This window comes from Ruminococcus sp. B05, from assembly GCF_003628495.1.
GTDB classification, from domain to species: domain Bacteria; phylum Bacillota; class Clostridia; order Lachnospirales; family Lachnospiraceae; genus Schaedlerella; species Schaedlerella hominis.
The window spans coordinates 326,192-344,595 of sequence record NZ_RBZR01000001.1 but is presented as its reverse complement, the minus strand read 5'-3'; the positions used below and the strand labels follow the sequence as shown (position 1 = coordinate 344,595).

Genomic DNA, 18,404 nt, shown 5'->3' with positions numbered 1-18,404 from the left:
TTATTCTTCCGCATGTTGTATTAAGTCCAAATCCTGTTGTAATGGTTGAGACAAATCAATTGTATTCATGTATAAAACATTTTTTTCACCATTTACCATAATTTGTACCTTATTTACCGCTGTTCCCTCAATCAGCGAATTTACAATGGAATAAATTGTTATTTCCGGTTTTATGTCGTGTGCACTCGACATAAATTCTGAATCAAAATTCACATAGCAAATATTATCTTTTACTGTCACACTTAATAATGTACAAGTAGAAGATATTGTCGGATGAGCAGTCTCATCCTGAGGACCATGCATCAGTTTCTCTACAATTAGTTTTTCTCTTGAAGTATTTGTACTATATTTTACTTGTTCATTTTGCTTTACAAGTTTATCTCCTGATTCATTTGCAAAATATAATGTAAGCTCCGTCTCTTCATATGAGCTCAATGAACTGCCATTATTTTGGACAAAGTCGTCCTCATTTATAATTCCTGCCGGATTTCCCTTATCATCTTTCAATTCCTCTCCATCAATTGTAATGTAAATACCACTGATTTTAGGGATTTTTACTATAGATTGTGCCAGTGATGCAAGAATTAATTCTTGTTCTACAACCGGTAATTTCAAATAATCATCATTTAAATCTATATAAACAATCATATGTCGAATTTCACATTGTTGTATTTTTATCTGTTCAGGAATTGTAGTGGAATAATTAATTTCTTCAGCTGGTTTTTGTAATTCTTTTATAACATTATTCACTTGTTCTTCAGTCGTTTTTCCCGGAAAATCATAATTAATTTTTACTAATCCATTTCGTTCCCCGTTTACACTGTATATGAACGAATCATCATTTTTTACCTCTGTACGTTTAGCACATCCGCACAACATACATAAAGCAAACAGGAGAACTGTGATATATGCCTTATTTTTTTTCACCATAAAATCCTCCCTGTCAATTTTTACATCTATCAAGTAGAAACATATATAAGCGGAATTCGAACCGTAAATGTTGTACCTTCTTCCGGATCGCTGTAAACTTTAATTGATCCTCGATGCATAATAACAGCATTTCGTGTAATTGCAAGACCAAGACCTGTCCCTCCAATCTCTCTGGAATGAGACTTATCTACACGATAAAATCTTTCAAAAATATGATCTTGATCTTCTTTTGGAATTCCAATTCCTGAATCTGATACCTTTACATAAAAATATTTGTGATCTGCATTCAGTGAAACATGAACCCAGCCTTCATCATAGTTGTATTTAATTGCATTTTCTACCAGATTCGATATTGCAAGTGTCATTTTTACTTCATCAATTTCTGCTGTCACTGGGCGAAAGCTTTCTAAAACAATCTCAATCTGCTTCTTTTCAGCAATTGGTCGAAGTCGTTTTAAAATCAACTCAAGCAGGTCATTTACATTTACTTGTGAAATATTTAAATTCTGTGCCGTTTTATCCATTTTAACCAAAGTTAAAAGATCATTGATAATATCATTTTCACGATCAATCTCTTTTGCAATATCTTCCATAAATTCCTGATACAGTTCAATAGGGACCTGTTCTTGTGTAACAAGAGAATCTGCCAGCACTTTCATCGATGCTAATGGTGTTTTTAATTCATGTGAGACATTAGATACAAATTCTTCTCTTGAATCATCAAGTACTTTCATCCGACCTAACATTTTGTTAAAAGCATCGGATATATCCTTAGTTTCTGTAAACGTATTTTCATGCAATACTTCTACAACATAGCCTTCTGTTACTCCTTCAATATCGGCTGCAATTTTTCTAAGCGGTCTTACAATACAATCTGCTAATAAAATCGCCAATGCAATAACGATCGTCATGATCATTCCTATGATTGCGCCGCCTTTTGTATGAAAGATATGCAGGCTGTCCTCGATTGAATCCGTAGAAACACTTGCAAGCATCACCCCAACGGCTTTTCCGGTATTTTTATCTGTAATCGGAGATGTTACCTCTATAAAATGATTTTTTTTATCATAATAATTTGTACTCTCACCTTTTAAACAGCGAATTACATTTTCTGATACAATAATTTTACCTTCGTCTAATGCATATGTATCCGTCATGACCTTTAATTCTGCGTTTACAAGCATAACTCGTCCATTATAAATATTGGTAAGCTGGGTTAAATTTGCATTGATTACTTCGGATGAATTATCCTCAAGATAATTATAATTGTTCAATTGATCACAAAGAATCGTGCACTGATTCTGTATCTCTGCTGTTTGCAGAGATACTGCACGCGATTCGTATGCCTTAATAATTGCTATATGTGCGACTGTACATGGTATAAGACCTGCACATACAATGATTAGAATAATACGAAATCTCAGACTTTTTATTACTTTTTCTTTTAGTTTGTTTCGAAATCTACCCTTGGAAATAATAACCAACTCCCCACTTTGTATGTACGTATTGCGGCTCGCTTGGATTCTTTTCAATCTTCTCACGTAGTCTACGGATATGTACATCTACTGTTCTTGCATCTCCCGGATAATCTGCTCCCCAAATTAAGTTTAATAAATTTTCCCTACTGTATACTTTATTTGGATTCATCGCGAGTAATTCTAACACATCAAATTCTTTTGCTGTAAGATTAATCTCGCGTTCACCGATAAATACTCTTCTGCTTTCGCAATCTATTTTCATAGTTCCCTTTACTAATAGAGTTTTCGGAGCAGGTTCTTCTCTTTTTGATGTCCGTCGCATAATGGCTTTAATTCTTGCTTTTACTTCCAGAATATTAAACGGTTTTGTAATATAATCATCGGCACCATATTCTAACCCAAGAATTTTATCCATGTCTTCACTTTTTGCAGTCAGCATAACAATCGGCATATCCGAAAATTCACGAATCTGCTGACATACTTGAAATCCATCAAGCTTCGGAAGCATTACATCCAGCAGAACCAGATCATATTCACAATTTTTTGCATATTCCAGCGCTTCTGCACCATCATATGCACAGTCTACTTCCATTCCATCCTGTTCCAGGCTAAAACGGATTCCTTTTACAATTAACTTTTCGTCATCAACTACTAAGATTTTTTTCTTGCTCATTCTACTTCTACTCTTTCCTTTTACTTCCTGTCTTATTCTGCTTTCTTATATTGCAAAATATATTATTATCCTGTTTCCTATAATGCTATCTGATCTTTAATTTTTTCATAGATACCTTCCTTGATTCCCTCTACATTCATCAACTCTTCAATACTCTGAAAAGCACCATGTGAATCACGATATGCCAAAATGCTTTCTGCTCTGGACTCTCCAATGCCGGATAACGTTTTTAGCTCATCTTTTGTCGCTGTATTCAGATGTACCTTTCCATCAGAAGAATCCGTCGATGATGAAGTCGTCATTTCGGAAAAACTACCTGCATTATACTCTTCCTGTGTCGGAATATAAATTTGTTGTCCGTCACTTACATACTCTGCCTGATTGACTGCAGAAAGCGCTGCATCCTCACGTAATCCGCCTGCACAGTCAATTGCTTCGTATATGCGGGCATCTTTTTTTAATTCATACACTCCCGTGTTATTTACAGCACCACATACATAGACATAAATAGATGTTGTTTTTGGCGTGTCATGGATTTCTTCTGTTTCCTTATTCTTTTCAGTTTCATTTAAAGATTGTTCTGTCTCTTGAAGTGTAACTTCTTGAAAAGATTCTCCTTTTTGCTCGCATCCCGTCCCAAAACAGAATACAAATATGCAGAAAGTAATTAGTAATTGTCGTTTCCATAAATTTCTGACTTTCATATTTTCTCCTTACGTTAATGCCGTAAGCCCCTTTATGTCAGATAGAATATTATATCTAATCAGAAAACAAATTACAATAGCATTTTCATTTTTATTTCTATTTACGATTTTTATTTCCATTGAAAAATGGAAATTCCTATCAAAGCTAAAACTAATCCTCCTGTTTTCCGCCAGCTGAAGGGTTCTTTATCCACCCCAAACAGTCCTAATATTTCTATTAAATATGCAACGAACAATTGTGCGATTACAATCAGAAGTGCGGCCTTAGCCGGTCCTAATGCATCCATACTTTTTATAACTGTCAATGTTATACCTGCTCCAATCACACCTCCAAGCAAGAGATATCTAGGCTCAACTTTTCCAATTGACAGAATATCATCCTTTCCTGCAATAAGCCAGCCTAGAATACATACAAGAAATGCTGTTAATTGCACCCATGCATTAGAAACCCACATTCCTGTAGTTTCCGTTACTTTGGTGTTAAATACACCTTGTACACTCATTAAGGCTCCTGACAATAACGCAATTAAAAAACCAATCATCAAAAACATACCTCCACCATCTTCTTTCTTACATGGTATGTCCTGATAATTGGTTTTTATGCACTATTTTGCAAATGCGATTTCTAATTTTTCAATCATTTCATCTATCTGTTCTTTTGTAATTATAAGAGGCGGTACAAAACGAATTGTATTTCCCTTTGCTGTGATAATTAATAGTCCAGCTTCGTGAGCTTTCGTTATTATATCTCCGGCTGGTTTTGTTAACTCAATCCCCTGAATCAATCCTTTTCCTCTGCATTCTTTTACAAAGTCATATTTTTGGACTAATTTTTCCAGACAAATTGAAAGATATTCTCCCATTTCCTTTACATGATCAACAATCTGTTCTTTCTGGAAAATATCAATAACTGTTTTTACAGCTGTACAGGCAAGTGGATTTCCACCATAGGTCGAACCATGGTCTCCTGCCTCCATGGAATATTTTGCAACTTCCTCAGTCATTGCAAATGCCCCCACCGGTATCCCATTTCCAATTGCTTTCGCCATTGTCATGATATCCGGTTTAACGTTATATTCCTGCCATGCAAACATATATCCTGTTCTTGCCATTCCACATTGAATTTCATCGCAGATCATCAAAATATCATTTTTACTACAAAGTTCACGAATACCCTCCATAAATTCTTTTGTTGCCGGATAAATTCCGCCTTCTCCCTGCAGCGGTTCAAGAATGATCGCACATGTTTTATCATTTACCAAAGCTTTAACGCTTTCCAGATTGTTATATTCTGCAAATTTAACACCTGGAAGCAATGGTTCAAATGGGGTGCGATAATGTTTGGTCCCTGTCACCGAAACTGCTCCTATGGAACGTCCATGGAAAGAATTCTGCATTGCTATGATTTCATATCTTCCCGATTCTTTTGTATATGCATATTTTCGTGCGGATTTTAAAGCTCCTTCAATTGCCTCTGTTCCACTGTTAGTGAAAAACACACGATCCATTTCGGAAATTTCATTTAATTTCTTTGCAGCTTCACCACAACTTTCATGGAAATATAAGTTAGACGTATGGCATAACAAATCTATTTGTTTTTTTAAGGCGTCTTTCAATTCTTTATTACTATATCCAAGACCACAAACTGCAATTCCTGCAGCAAAATCCAGATATTTTTTACCCTCTGCATCATATAAATAAACGTCTTCTCCGTGATCTAATACGATTGGAAAACGATTATATACATGTAAAAGATTTTCTTCTGCTTCTGTTATTTTATTGTTCACCATGATAATACTTGCTTTCCTCCCCATCCAAAATAGCTGTGCCAATTCCTTTATTCGTAAATATTTCAAGAAGAACACAGTGTGGAATTCTTCCGTCTAAAATATGTACTCGGGATACACCATTTTCAATTGCTTCAATACAGTTATTTAATTTCGGAAGCATACCACCTCCGATATATCCATCAGAGATTAATTTTTTTGCTTCTTTTACTGTTAATTCAGATATCAATGTTTTAGGATCCTCAGGATTTTTATAAACACCTTCAATATCTGTTAAAAATGCCAGTTTTTCAGCTTTGACAGCACGAGCTATTGCACATGCGGCATCATCGGCATTAATGTTATATGTATTGTATTCATCATCCAGACCAATCGGACAGATGATTGGAAGAAAGTCTTTTTCTAAAAGATCGTATAAGATGTCAGCATTTACTTTTTTAACATCACCGACAAATCCAATATCCTCTCCATTTGAATATTTCTTTTCTACTTTTAAAAGACCGCCATCTTTGCCACTGATTCCAATTGCACGTACGCCAAGTTCTTCGACAAGCTGAACAAGACTTTTGTTTACCTTTCCAAGAACCATTTCAGCTACTTCCATTGTATCTTCATCAGTCACACGTAATCCATTGATAAATTTAGGCTCCATTCCTACTTTTCCGACCCATTTACTGATTTCTTTTCCCCCACCATGTACAATGATCGGTTTGAAACCAACTAATTTTAAAAGTGTAACATCTTCGATTACTTTCTTTTTCAATTCTTCATCTACCATTGCACTTCCGCCATACTTAATCACAATGATCTTACGGTTAAAACGTTGGATATATGGAAGGGCTTCAATTAATACGCTTGCTTTTTCCAAATACTGATTCATATTTTCATTCATAGTGGTTTCTCTCCTTTTAGCTTCTGTAATCTGCATTGATGTCTATGTAACCATGTGTTAAGTCGCAGCCCCAGGCTGTTGCTTGTTCATTTCCTTCTTTTAAGTCTGCAATTGCGGTTACTTCCGGCTCAGAAAGAATCATGGTCGCTTTTTCTTCATCAAAATCAAGTCCTACGCCATCCTTGATAAGCTGAATCTTTCCTGCTGCACTTTCAAAGAACAAGTCAACCTTATCCTGTTCAAAATTTTCACCGGAATATCCCATTGCACATAAGATTCTTCCCCAGTTTGCATCATGTCCTGCAATAGCTGTTTTTGTCAGATTCGAACATACAACAGATTTTGCAAGTACCTTTGCCTGTTTTTTTGATTTTGCACCAACTATTTTGACTTCAAATAATGCTGTGGCGCCTTCTCCGTCACCAGCCATTTTCTTTGCAAGGGTTTCATTTACAAAATGGAGAGCTTCTAAAAACAACTGATACTCTGCTGTACCACAATGGATTTTTGGATTCTTTGCCATTCCATTTGCAAGTACAAGAACGGTATCGTTTGTAGATGTATCTCCATCTACAGAAATCATATTGTAGGTATCTTTTACATCTGTCTTTAATGCCTTTACCAGGGCTTTTTTGGTAATAGCAGCGTCTGTTGTAATGTAAGATAGCATTGTACACATATTAGGATGAATCATACCAGAACCTTTTGCCATGCCACCGACTGTGACTGTTTTTCCACCAATTTCAATTGTGACTGCAATCTCTTTTTCTTTTGTATCTGTCGTCATAATTGCTTTTGCTGCCAAATGTCCTGCCTCTCGAGTAGCCTGTTTTGTATCCGCAAGTTTTTCAATCCCTGCAGTTACTTTATCCATCGGCATCTGCATTCCTATAACTCCGGTAGAACCAATCAGAACTCCATTTGCATCGACGCCCATAACCTCTGAAGCTTTTTTAGCTGTTTCACTGCAATAGCGAAGACCTTCTTCGCCGGTACATGCATTTGCAATTCCTGAATTGACAACAACAACATGTGATTTTACACCGCTTTCCACAACCGTTTTATCCCAGATAACCGGAGCTGCCTTTACCAGATTTGTTGTAAATGCACCTGCTGTTTTACATGGCTTTTTACTATAGATCATAGCCATATCTGTTCTTCCTTGATATTTAATTCCTGCTGCTGCAGAAGCTGCTTCAAAACCTTTTGCAGATGTTACACCGCCATCTATAATCTTCATGTATCTTCCTCCTCATATATAAGTGCATTTACTGTTCATTGAATGCCGTTATATTTTCTTCATTTAATACAAATTCATAATAATTTAAATCTTTTCGTTCAGTCCACTCTATCGTATTCCAAAATGCATTTCCTATATCATTAACAGTAAATGCAATCAATGAGACTTTATTAATCTTCTCCCTTTTTAAAGCCTGCATAGCATATACAACCATTGCTTTTCCAATACCGTGGCGACGATATTTTTCATCCACGCAAACATGATAAAAACAACCACGTCGTCCATCGTGTCCGCATAAAATACTACCCACGATTTTGTTATCTATTTCTGCTACGACACTTGTAGTCGGGTTACGTTTTAAAAAACGTTCTACCCCTTCTTTTGAATCATCAATACTTCGTATTCCAAAACCTTTAATTGTCATCCAAAGTGCATGAACCTGATCAAAATCTTCTATTGTCATTGTGCGGATCATCATCTTCGTACCTCCTATGGAAACATTGGGACAAGTTCCAGTCCTTCTGACTCTTTTAAACCAAACATCAGGTTCATATTCTGAACCGCCTGTCCAGCGGCTCCCTTTACCAGATTATCTATTGCTCCCATCATAATAATTCTGTTTGTTCGCGGATCAATTTTGAAATTAATATCTACATAATTGCTTCCTTCTACCCATTTTGTTTCAGGGCATACATCTTTTTCCAACACTCGGATAAACTTTTCATTTGCATAATATTTATCATATATTGCCTTCACTTCATCATAGGTTACATCTTTTGTTAATTTTGCATACTCTGTTGCAAGAATCCCACGATTCATTGGAACAAGATGCGGTGTGAAATTCAAGACAACATTCTCACCAGATGCATATCCAAGCTGTTCTTCTATCTCAGGTGTATGTCTATGCGTTGCAACGCCATAGGCTTTCATATTTTCATTAACTTCACAATATAGATTTGCAACTTTTGCGCTTCTTCCTGCACCAGATGTTCCAGATTTTGCATCTATGATTAATGTGCTCATATCAATAATTCCCTCTTTTGCAAGTGGGTAAGCAGTTAAAATGGAACATGTTGTATAACATCCTGGATTTGCTACCAGTCTTGCATTTTTGACGTCTTCTCGATTAATTTCACAAAGCCCATATACTGCTTCTTCAATAAATTGTGGGCTTTTATGCTCGATTCCATACCATTTTTCATACGTAGCAACATCTTTGATTCGGAAATCTGCACTTAAATCAATAATTTTTACTTTTGAAAGTATGTTTTCATTTACTAATGATGCACATAAGCCTTGTGGTGTTGCTGTAAAAATAACATCGACCTGCTTTGCAAGTTCATCCATATTATCATCCATACAAGTTGCATCAACAATCTGAAACATATTTTGATAAACAGACGCATATTTTTGATCAATGTAACTTCTTGAACCAAACCATTTAATCTCTGCTTCTTTATGTCCTGTCAAAATTCGAACTAATTCTCCGCCTGCGTATCCTGTTGCACCAATAATTCCTACTTTTATCATGGATCAACCTTCCTTCCTTTATCCTATAATGTTCAGATATTTATCTCTTGCCTCATTGCCTATCAAATGAAAACATTATTATATGCATATTTATTTTGAATTTGTGCATAAGTATACACCTATTATGTATAATATGCAAGAGGGAAAATCAGATTTATTGTTTTATATATAATAACAAAACAATAAATCTAACTTTCCCCCTTTGTTTTTCGCTATTTTCGAATTTGTCCATTTCCGAAAATAATATATTTTGTTGTAGTTAATGCTTCTAGTCCCATAGGCCCACGTGCATGCAATTTTTGTGTACTGATTCCAATTTCTGCTCCAAATCCAAACTCAAATCCATCTGTAAATCTTGTGGATGCATTCACATAAACAGCAGCAGCATCAATTTCATTTTGGAATTGTAATGCATGTTCATAATTCTGTGTAATAATTGCCTCTGAATGTCCTGTATTGTAATGGTTAATATGCTCAATTGCCTGACCCAATGAATCCACAATCTTCATTGAAATTATAGCATCAAGATATTCTGTTCCCCAATCTTCTTCTGTCGCCGGCCAAATATCATCACTGATTTTTTGTGCACGCTCATCTCCACGTACTTCAACACCATGATTTTTTAGGCATTGCACAATTTGCGGGACAGCAAGATCTGCAACTTTCTCATGGATCACAAGTGATTCACATGCATTACATACACCCATTCGCTGAGTTTTTGCATTTTCGATGATCTCTGTTGCCATATTTAAATCAGCACTCTCATCTACATATATATGACAATTTCCTGTTCCTGTTTCGATAACGGGAACAGTGCTGTTATTAACAACATTTGCTATTAATCCGGCACCACCACGCGGAATCAATACATCAATCATACCATGTAATTTCATCATATCTGAAACAACTTCTCGACTTGTATCTTCGACAAATAAAATCAAATCCTGTGGCAGTTTTTCTTTCATCAATCCTTCTTTAATTACCTTTACAATTGCGAGATTCGAATGAATTGCATCACTTCCGCCTCGAAGAATCACCGCATTTCCAGTTTTAAAGCATAAACCAAATGCATCGGCTGTCACATTTGGCCGAGATTCATAAATAATTCCGACAACTCCAAGAGGCACTCTTTTCTTTCCAATTTGAAGTCCGTTTAATCGTGTTTTCATGCCTAAAACTTCTCCGATAGGGTCTTCTAATGCCGCAACCTGGCACAAACCTTCTGCCATTGCTTTTATTCTCGATTCAGTTAACTGCAAGCGATCTATTAAAGATTCCTTTACGCCTTTTTCTTTTGCCGCTTTTATATCTTTTGCATTTTCTTCTAACAAATATACTTTTTGTCGAATCAATTCTTCTGCTACAGTAATAAGTCCTCGGTTTTTTGCAGCTGTTCCTAATTTAGCTCCTTCTCTTGATGCGGATTTTGCACGTCTACCAAGTATTTCCATATAATTTTCCATCATTACCTCCTGCCAAATGCTCTTCATTTTGAATGAATTCTGTAGTTTTATGCTCCTCTGATTTTCCTTCTGATTTCTTAAGATTCTTTACTTGCCGACGAAACTTCGCTCTTTCCGGAGCGAGTTCATTTTCCATCTGTTTTCCATGCTCTTTTGATAGAAAAAGTGTTCCTATTTTTTTTCCTGCCATAATATCATTAATTGCATAAATATTATCCCCATTTGCGATAATCATATCTGCTCCGGCACTGGTTGCAATTTTAGCTGCATTTACCTTCGTCATCATACCTCCGGTCCCAAAATCACTTGCAGAACCTCCTGCCATTGCTTCCAATGATTCATCAATTTCGACTACTGTATGAATAAATCTTGCATTCTGATTCTTTTTCGGATCCGCTGTATACATTCCCTCAATATCAGACATAAGAATTAATAAATCTGCATCAACAAGTTCCGATACATTTGCTGCAAGTGTGTCGTTATCACCAAAATTGCCATATGCCAGCTCGTCTACTGAAATAGCATCATTTTCATTTACGATTGGTACAACATTCATTCGAAGTAATTCATCAAAGGTTTGCCTTGCATTCTTTCGACATTCTTTATTTGTGATAGATTCTTTCGTCAACAGAACCTGTGCTGTCAGTTGGCTATATTCGTTAAATAATTTTTCATAAATCATCATTAATCTTCCTTGTCCTACTGCAGCACAAGCTTGCTTTGCTGCCTCCGTTTCAGGCTTGTGTTCCATACCAAGTGCCTTTCGACCAACTCCGACTGCACCGGAAGATACAACGATTACTTCTTTTCCTTTATTCCTCAAATTAATTAATACTCTTACAAATTTTTCCAATTTATCCAGGTTTATATTGCCTGTTTCTTCATAAGTAATTGTTGTTGTCCCAACTTTAATTACTATTCGATTTTTCTCATTCAGTATTTGCTTTCTATCCATACCAATTCTCCGTTTGTGGATTCCCACCATCCATTCCTTCTATATTATATTTTTCTTTTGCACTTTACTCTGTTAAATTCTACTCTTACAAATTCTTACTCACATTTCTCTATTTGTCAAGTAGTTGTATTATTTTTTCTTTTTTTGTCCTGAAATATTGATTCCCAATCGAACATCTTCCATTTGCCTGGCTGTATCTTTATCCAGATATTGAAACAAATAGTTTCTCTCGAGGGATGTTTCTTCAGAATAATATTGTCTTAATTCTTTATTAGCAAATTCAACCTCTTCTTTTAACTCTTTCGCAGACAAGAGATGGCAGCCTTGTCCTCTTATAATCACTTGTTCTGTGCCATCTGAAGTGGCAACGGTGACAAGATATTTTCTTCCAATTTCATGAGCTACTTTCTCAATATATTGATCTGCAGTTTCAGCTTCTTTTGTATACACAACATGTATATTATGATATTTCTGTATTTCACCAGGAAAACCTTCTACTTTATAAGCATCAAATACTAATATTAATTCACATTTTTTGATCCCTTGATAATTGCACAACACATCTTGTAAACACCCTCTGGCAGCATCCATATTTACTTGTGCCAGTTCATTGAGTTCTTCCCATGCAAATATAATATTGTATCCATCTACTAATAAATATTCCTTTTGTTTCTTCTTATTAGAATACGATTTTGTACTGCTATTTGCTGATATTTTCTCATTTGAAAAATCTTTTCGATAAGCATAACTTTTCCGTGCAGCTTCTCTTTTTCGCCGTGAAGCTTCTACCATCGCATCAAGCTCTTTTTGATCTTCTTCTGTCATTTCCAGATATGTCGATGCACGACGTGCCGCCGCAGTCGGGAAAATCAGTTCTTCATCCACAGATTCCTTTGATTCCAGAGTGCTTTGCAGATGCATATAATTTTCTACTTCATCCCATTTTACAACAAACCCGGCTCCATGTGCGCAAAATACTGAACCGGTCGGATTGTCTAAATCTCGTTCTGAGTCATATCCAACTTCTTTTACTACTTCTTCTTGATTGTGACATGGTTTATATCCTTCCAAAGTACAAGATAAACGTCCACGCCCTTTTGTATAGCTGATCACTTCTGTCTGATAATCACGCATCGTCACAACAGGTGCACTTCCTTTAAGAATTGCCATATCATCATCTAGCATTGGACTGTCAAAAGTTCCATTCATTCGCTGAATATCTGTCATTGCACGTCCGACCATATCCGCTGGAATTTCTAATCTATAGCTATAATAGGGCTCAAGCAAAACATTCTCAGCTTTTTTTAATCCTTGACGCACCGCACGATAAGTGGCCTGCCTAAAATCTCCTCCTTCTGTATGTTTCTGGTGTGCTCTACCTGCTATTAATGTAATATGCATGTCAGTAATTGCTGAACCAGTCAATACACCACAATGCTCTTTCTCTTCAAGATGAGTTAAAATTAGTCGTTGCCAGTTTAAATCAAGTTCATCCTGACTACAATTTGTAAAAAAATGTAATCCACTTCCGGATTCTGCAGGTTCCAAAAGTAAGTGTACTTCAGCATAATGTCTTAAAGGTTCAAAATGACCAACACCTTCTACGGATTGACGAATTGTTTCCTTATATACAATATTTCCTACGCCAAATTCCACTCGTACATGAAAGCGTTCCCATATTAAACTTTTTAACACCTCAATCTGAACTTCCCCCATCAATTGAGCATAGATTTCTCCCAACTTTTCATTCCATATAATATGTAATAAAGGCTCTTCCTCTTCTAATTGACGAAGTTTTTCCAACATAGAATGTACTTCGCAATCCTCTGGCAGCAGAATTTGATAAGTAAGTACAGGTTCTAGAATCGGGATATCAGAATCCTTTTCTATTCCCAGTCCTTCCCCCGGGTAAGTCTGAGTAAGACCTGTAATTGCACATATTGTCCCTTTATCTGCCTGATTTACGGTTTCATATTTTGCGCCAGAATAAATACGAATCTGGTTTATTTTTTCTTCCCACCTATCGTCTTTTTGTTTGTTTTGTCCTGTCAGCAAATCTTTTACTTTAATATTTCCACTTGTCACTTTGATATATGTAAGTCGATTTCCTTGTTCATCTCTGCTTATTTTATATACTTTCGCACCAAACTGCTGTGTTGAAGTATCTGACAGCTCGACTGATTCTGAATATTCTACAATGCCTTGCATAAACTCATCTACACCTATTATCTTCAAAGCAGATCCAAAGTAACATGGAAACAGTTCTCTTCTTTTAATCATTTTGGAAATTTGTTCTGTCTCAATTGTTCCGTTTTCCAGAAAATCCTCTAATACATATTCATTACATACTGCTATAGATTCATTAAACCCATCTATATCTGAGGAACTGAAATCTACACAGTTTTCATTTAATCGCTTTTTTAATTCTTTTATAAGTTTATCTTTGTTCGTTCCTGCCTGGTCCATTTTATTTATAAATAGGAAAACAGGAATTTGGTAACGTTCCAATAATCTCCACAAGGTTTCGGTATGTCCCTGAATGCCATCCGCTCCGTTAATAACAAGAATTGCATAATCCAATACTTGGAGTGTCCGCTCCATCTCTGCTGAAAAATCTACATGTCCGGGAGTATCCAAAAGTGTAATTTTTAAATCTCCGATAGAGAGTTGAGCTTGTTTAGAGAAAATCGTAATTCCCCTTTCTCTTTCAAGTTGATATGTATCTAGAAAAGCATCTCCTTTATCAACACGCCCCAGCTTTCGGATACTTCCGCTTTGATATAGCATGCTTTCTGAAAGCGTTGTCTTCCCGGCATCGACATGTGCTAAAATTCCAATTACAAGTTTTTTATCCATAAGGTATGTTTCCTTCCTTTTCTATTCCCTTCCACAATTTTATCATAGAAAATTTTTCCGGACAACATTTCTCAATACCATAAAGTATCTTTTTACTGCTTTTATGTATATTTGCTTTATATTCTCACCAGTTTATACAATAAAATGTATATTTAACTGTTAAAATGAATTTTTACATATTTTCTATTGCATAATTATAAAAATAGGTGTATAGTAATTTTAAGTTGCTGAAGAAGTATTAGGAGGTAATAAAAATGAGTAAAGAAAAAGTTGTATTAGCATATTCTGGTGGTCTTGACACGACTGCTATTATCCCATGGTTAAAAGAAAATTTTGGTTATGAAGTAATCTGTTGCTGTATCGATTGTGGACAGGGAGAAGAATTAGACGGATTAGATGAACGTGCAAAATTATCCGGAGCTTCTAAATTATATATTGAAAACATTGTAGATGATTTCTGTGATAATTATATTGTACCTTGTGTAAAGGCCGGCGCTGTATATGAAAACAAATATCTGCTTGGAACTTCTATGGCTCGTCCTGCAATTGCAAAAAAATTAGTTGAGATTGCACGTAAAGAAGGTGCTGTTGCTATCTGTCATGGGGCAACAGGAAAAGGTAATGATCAGATTCGTTTTGAACTTGGTATCAAAGCACTTGCTCCTGACATTAAAATTATTGCTCCATGGAGAATGACGGATGTATGGACAATGCAGTCACGTGAAGATGAAATTGCATATTGCCAGCAGCATGGAATTGATCTTCCTTTTGATGCAAAACACAGTTATAGCCGTGACCGTAACTTATGGCATATCAGCCATGAAGGTCTCGAACTGGAAGATCCTGCAAACGAACCAAATTACGATGATTTGCTTGTACTTGGAGTTTCCCCGGAGAAAGCTCCTGATGAAGGCGAATATGTAACAATGACATTTGAAGCCGGAGTTCCAAAATCAGTAAATGGTAAAGAAATGAAAGTTTCTGATATCATCAAAGAACTGAATTGCCTCGGTGGAAAACATGGTATCGGTATCATCGACATCGTAGAGAACCGTGTTGTTGGTATGAAATCTCGTGGTGTATATGAGACACCTGGTGGAACAATTTTAATGGCTGCACATGAACAGCTGGAAGAACTAGTTCTTGATCGTGCTACATATGAAGTAAAGAAAGATCTTGGAAACAAATTTGCACAGATTGTATATGAAGGAAAATGGTTTACTCCACTTCGTGAAGCTATTCAGGCATTTATGGATGTTACACAGGAATATGTAACGGGTGAAGTGAAATTCAAGCTGTATAAAGGTAATATCATCAAAGCCGGCGAAACATCTCCATACTCTCTCTACAGTGAGTCTCTTGCAAGCTTTACAACAGGTGATTTGTATGACCACCATGATGCAGATGGATTCATTACATTGTTCGGACTTCCATTAAAGGTTCGTGCTATGAAAATGCAGGAATTAAAAAAGAATAAATAATTTAGGTTAAAAGGATGACAAATGAGCGTCACATTAGCATATTGTTATAATGTAACGCTCGTTTTATATCATTTCCAGTGCCTCTATCGTTTTGTCTGAAGCTCTCGCACATGCAATCAATCCATTCCCCAAATTTTCAATGGACTGATGGTGATAACTGTTGACATACAATTTCTGTCCGATATAGTTTCTCAATTGGCTGCCTGGCTCTACCATGATCTTATGACTCACTTCACTTCTCTCTTTCGATTGCTGCATATGATCCAAATGTCTTCCCGGCTGCAGAGAGATATCCTGATAAATACTCCCATCGCAAGCTACATTAAATTACAATTCCTATTTTCGGTTCCATTTCATTCCTCCATGTCTGACATGCTCTAGCATATGTCATTTTCTAATGCAATATACCCTGAAATGTATAAGATCTTTTCAATTGAACATACTACGTTTTTGTAATCACAAGCATAAAGGAGGAGTTATTTATGTCAGAATTATCTATTTTGGATTTACAAAATCTTCGTCATCTGATTGGCGGCTACGAAACAACACATTGTAAAATGACCGACTACGCATCCCAGACAGAAGATGCGAAAGTAAAAAAATTATTTCAGGATGCTGCGGATTCTGCAATGAAGAATAAACAGGATTTGATGAAATTTTTATAAACAAGGAGGGAATGTTTCAATGGACGAAAAAGCAATGGTAAATGATGCCCTTGTTGGGGTAAATGGCGAATTAAAAATGTTTGGGGAGATGATTGCACAGACTGAAAACAAAGAATTAAAACAATGTTTGAAGCAAATTCGCAATCAATGTGAAATGTCACAGGAAAAGCTCTATCAGGTAGCTCGCGAAAAGAGTTACTATGTTCCTGCAGAAAAAGCGACACAGGAAGAAGTAGAACATGTGAAATCAATTTTGACTCAGCCGAAAACGTTCTTCTAAGGAAATAAATGTAGTTTGAAAAGAGCATGAAAATCCGAATCAAATTCATCAGATTTTCATGCTCTTTTTATATTTCATTTTTATTTTTTAAATTACTTTTTGTTATTATTCCAAAGCTCTTCTGCTTTCTCTTTCCACTCTGCTGCATAAGCATCGCATTTTGCACATAAATGTTCTACATTTTCAGGAGACTGCATATCTGTCGATTTTGCGCCTGTCTTTTCTACCATTTCTCGTAACTTCTCCGGATTCTCCAGCATTGGACATGGACGAAGATGATTATTATTAAATGGCTGACCCTCGCGATATGCCATAAATAATGGCTGTCTCAATGCATCCAGAAGACTTAATTCTTTAATATTTGCACCTGAATAATGAATAAATACGCATGGTTCAACATCCCCGTTTGGATTGATATGACAGTAGTTACGTCCACCTGCGATACAACCGCCTACAAATTCGCCATCATTTTGGAAATCAAATGCAAAAATCTGTTTGCCGCCTTCCTTACCTCGAATCTCTCGAATTCTATGATACATATATTCTCTCTGTTCTTTTGTTGGAAGTAATTCTACTGCTGCCTCATTCCCAACTGGCATATAATGGAAATACCATGCATAACGACACCCTTTGTCGATAATCATATCAAGAAATTCATCAGATGTAACAGTGTCAATATTGGCTCTTGTATAGCATATAGATGTACCGAATATTTGTCCGTGGGCTTTCAAAGTATCCATGGCTTTCATAACTTTATCAAACACACCTTGTCCACGTCTTCCATCATTTACTTCTTCATAGCCTTCCAGACTGATTGATAATGAAAGATTACCAACTCGATCCATTTCTTCACAAAATGCATCATCGACTAAAGTACCATTTGTAAATGCATGGAAAGCACAATCGTTATGTTTTTCGCATAATTTAATAATATCTGCTTTACGCACAAGCGGCTCTCCACCTGTATACATATAGAGATAAATGCCTAATTCTTTTCCTTGTGTGATAATACTGTCCAGTTCATCATAAGTTAAAGACATTGTATGACCATATTCGGCTGCCCAACATCCGGTACAATGTAAATTACAAGCACTTGTTGGATCTATTAAAAGGAGCCATGGAATATTGCACTGATATTTTTCGCGCATTTCATGCATAATCTTTGTTCCACTCAACATTGCTTCAAATCCAAGATTCATTGCTGTTTTTTTGATTACATTTGGACTTACTTCGTCAAAAATCCGATTAACATACTGCATCCATTTACTGTCCTTGTCACGAATCATTGCCTTTGCTGCCTCATATGATTCTGGTTTGAAACGATCTTTTGCGAAGCTCTCTGTTAAATCTACAATTTTCAAAAGACTCTTCTCTCGCTTTTCAGGATCTTTATTCAAATATTTTAATGTTACGTCTGCTGCAGCTCCAAATGCAGCTCTTGCTGCCTGATGTTTAATTGTTGCCATTTCT

General features: G+C 36.1%; 17 protein-coding genes and 1 pseudogene. 3 read left to right on the top strand and 15 right to left on the bottom strand.

What is annotated here, in order from left to right; genetic code table 11:
• The 13 genes from D8Q48_RS01370 to D8Q48_RS01310 form a co-directional block, all read right to left on the bottom strand.
• Positions 1 to 930, bottom strand: coding sequence for a GerMN domain-containing protein (locus tag D8Q48_RS01370; protein WP_121055146.1), 930 nt, complete (start codon positions 928 to 930; stop codon positions 1 to 3).
• A 29-nt stretch (positions 931 to 959) separates the two neighbouring features.
• Positions 960 to 2,492 carry a HAMP domain-containing sensor histidine kinase gene (locus D8Q48_RS01365; protein WP_172696937.1) on the bottom strand — a complete coding sequence of 511 codons (1,533 nt, stop codon included), beginning with the start codon at positions 2,490 to 2,492 and terminating at the stop codon, positions 960 to 962.
• The gene (locus D8Q48_RS01360; RefSeq protein WP_117989177.1) at positions 2,392 to 3,081 is read right to left on the bottom strand and encodes a response regulator transcription factor; all 690 of its coding nucleotides are present in this window, start codon (positions 3,079 to 3,081) and stop codon (positions 2,392 to 2,394) included. Before D8Q48_RS01360 ends, D8Q48_RS01365 begins: the two co-directional genes overlap by 101 nt.
• Positions 3,082 to 3,158: 77 nt before the next feature.
• Entirely contained in the window at positions 3,159 to 3,785 is a 627-nt protein-coding gene (locus D8Q48_RS01355; protein ID WP_117989178.1) for a helix-hairpin-helix domain-containing protein, read from the bottom strand.
• A gap of 110 nt (positions 3,786 to 3,895) precedes the next feature.
• Complete coding sequence (locus tag D8Q48_RS01350; RefSeq protein ID WP_117989179.1) at positions 3,896 to 4,327, bottom strand: DMT family transporter; 432 nt, start codon at positions 4,325 to 4,327, stop codon at positions 3,896 to 3,898.
• A 63-nt stretch (positions 4,328 to 4,390) separates the two neighbouring features.
• Positions 4,391 to 5,575, bottom strand: coding sequence for an aspartate aminotransferase family protein (locus D8Q48_RS01345; protein WP_191855098.1), 1,185 nt, complete (start codon positions 5,573 to 5,575; stop codon positions 4,391 to 4,393).
• Positions 5,562 to 6,452: an acetylglutamate kinase gene (gene argB / locus D8Q48_RS01340; protein ID WP_347562273.1), complete on the bottom strand. Its 891-nt coding sequence runs from the start codon at positions 6,450 to 6,452 to the stop codon at positions 5,562 to 5,564. Before argB ends, D8Q48_RS01345 begins: the two co-directional genes overlap by 14 nt.
• Positions 6,453 to 6,480: 28 nt before the next feature.
• A complete protein-coding gene (argJ, locus tag D8Q48_RS01335; RefSeq protein WP_118687996.1) occupies positions 6,481 to 7,704 on the bottom strand; it encodes a bifunctional glutamate N-acetyltransferase/amino-acid acetyltransferase ArgJ in 1,224 nt (407 codons plus the stop codon).
• A gap of 28 nt (positions 7,705 to 7,732) precedes the next feature.
• On the bottom strand, positions 7,733 to 8,182 hold the full coding sequence (locus tag D8Q48_RS01330) for a GNAT family N-acetyltransferase (protein ID WP_330514157.1): 450 nt from the start codon (positions 8,180 to 8,182) through the stop codon (positions 7,733 to 7,735).
• Between the two features lie 11 nt (positions 8,183 to 8,193).
• Complete coding sequence (gene argC, locus D8Q48_RS01325; protein ID WP_117989182.1) at positions 8,194 to 9,234, bottom strand: N-acetyl-gamma-glutamyl-phosphate reductase; 1,041 nt, start codon at positions 9,232 to 9,234, stop codon at positions 8,194 to 8,196.
• 212 nt (positions 9,235 to 9,446) lie between these two features.
• Positions 9,447 to 10,697, bottom strand: coding sequence for a glutamate-5-semialdehyde dehydrogenase (locus D8Q48_RS01320; protein ID WP_117989183.1), 1,251 nt, complete (start codon positions 10,695 to 10,697; stop codon positions 9,447 to 9,449).
• On the bottom strand, positions 10,669 to 11,652 hold the full coding sequence (gene proB, locus D8Q48_RS01315) for a glutamate 5-kinase (RefSeq protein WP_117989184.1): 984 nt from the start codon (positions 11,650 to 11,652) through the stop codon (positions 10,669 to 10,671). Before proB ends, D8Q48_RS01320 begins: the two co-directional genes overlap by 29 nt.
• 129 nt (positions 11,653 to 11,781) lie before the next feature.
• Positions 11,782 to 14,508, bottom strand: a complete 2,727-nt coding sequence (locus D8Q48_RS01310; RefSeq protein ID WP_121055144.1) for a TetM/TetW/TetO/TetS family tetracycline resistance ribosomal protection protein — start codon at positions 14,506 to 14,508, stop codon at positions 11,782 to 11,784.
• 254 nt (positions 14,509 to 14,762) lie between these two features.
• Between D8Q48_RS01310 and D8Q48_RS01305 the strand changes: the two genes are divergently transcribed.
• Positions 14,763 to 15,989, top strand: a complete 1,227-nt coding sequence (locus D8Q48_RS01305; protein WP_121055142.1) for an argininosuccinate synthase — start codon at positions 14,763 to 14,765, stop codon at positions 15,987 to 15,989.
• A gap of 63 nt (positions 15,990 to 16,052) precedes the next feature.
• Here D8Q48_RS01305 and D8Q48_RS01300 read toward each other — a convergent pair.
• A pseudogene (locus D8Q48_RS01300) lies at positions 16,053 to 16,304 on the bottom strand (gamma-glutamyl-gamma-aminobutyrate hydrolase family protein); the annotation flags it as partial.
• Between the two features lie 167 nt (positions 16,305 to 16,471).
• Between D8Q48_RS01300 and D8Q48_RS01295 the strand changes: the two are divergent.
• Positions 16,472 to 16,654: a hypothetical protein gene (locus tag D8Q48_RS01295; protein ID WP_118688000.1), complete on the top strand. Its 183-nt coding sequence runs from the start codon at positions 16,472 to 16,474 to the stop codon at positions 16,652 to 16,654.
• A 19-nt stretch (positions 16,655 to 16,673) separates the two neighbouring features.
• Positions 16,674 to 16,934: a spore coat protein gene (locus D8Q48_RS01290; protein ID WP_117989188.1), complete on the top strand. Its 261-nt coding sequence runs from the start codon at positions 16,674 to 16,676 to the stop codon at positions 16,932 to 16,934.
• 92 nt (positions 16,935 to 17,026) lie between these two features.
• Here D8Q48_RS01290 and D8Q48_RS01285 read toward each other — a convergent pair whose 3' ends face one another.
• Positions 17,027 to 18,400, bottom strand: coding sequence for a radical SAM protein (locus tag D8Q48_RS01285; protein WP_121055362.1), 1,374 nt, complete (start codon positions 18,398 to 18,400; stop codon positions 17,027 to 17,029).
• Positions 18,401 to 18,404 lie beyond the last annotated feature (4 nt).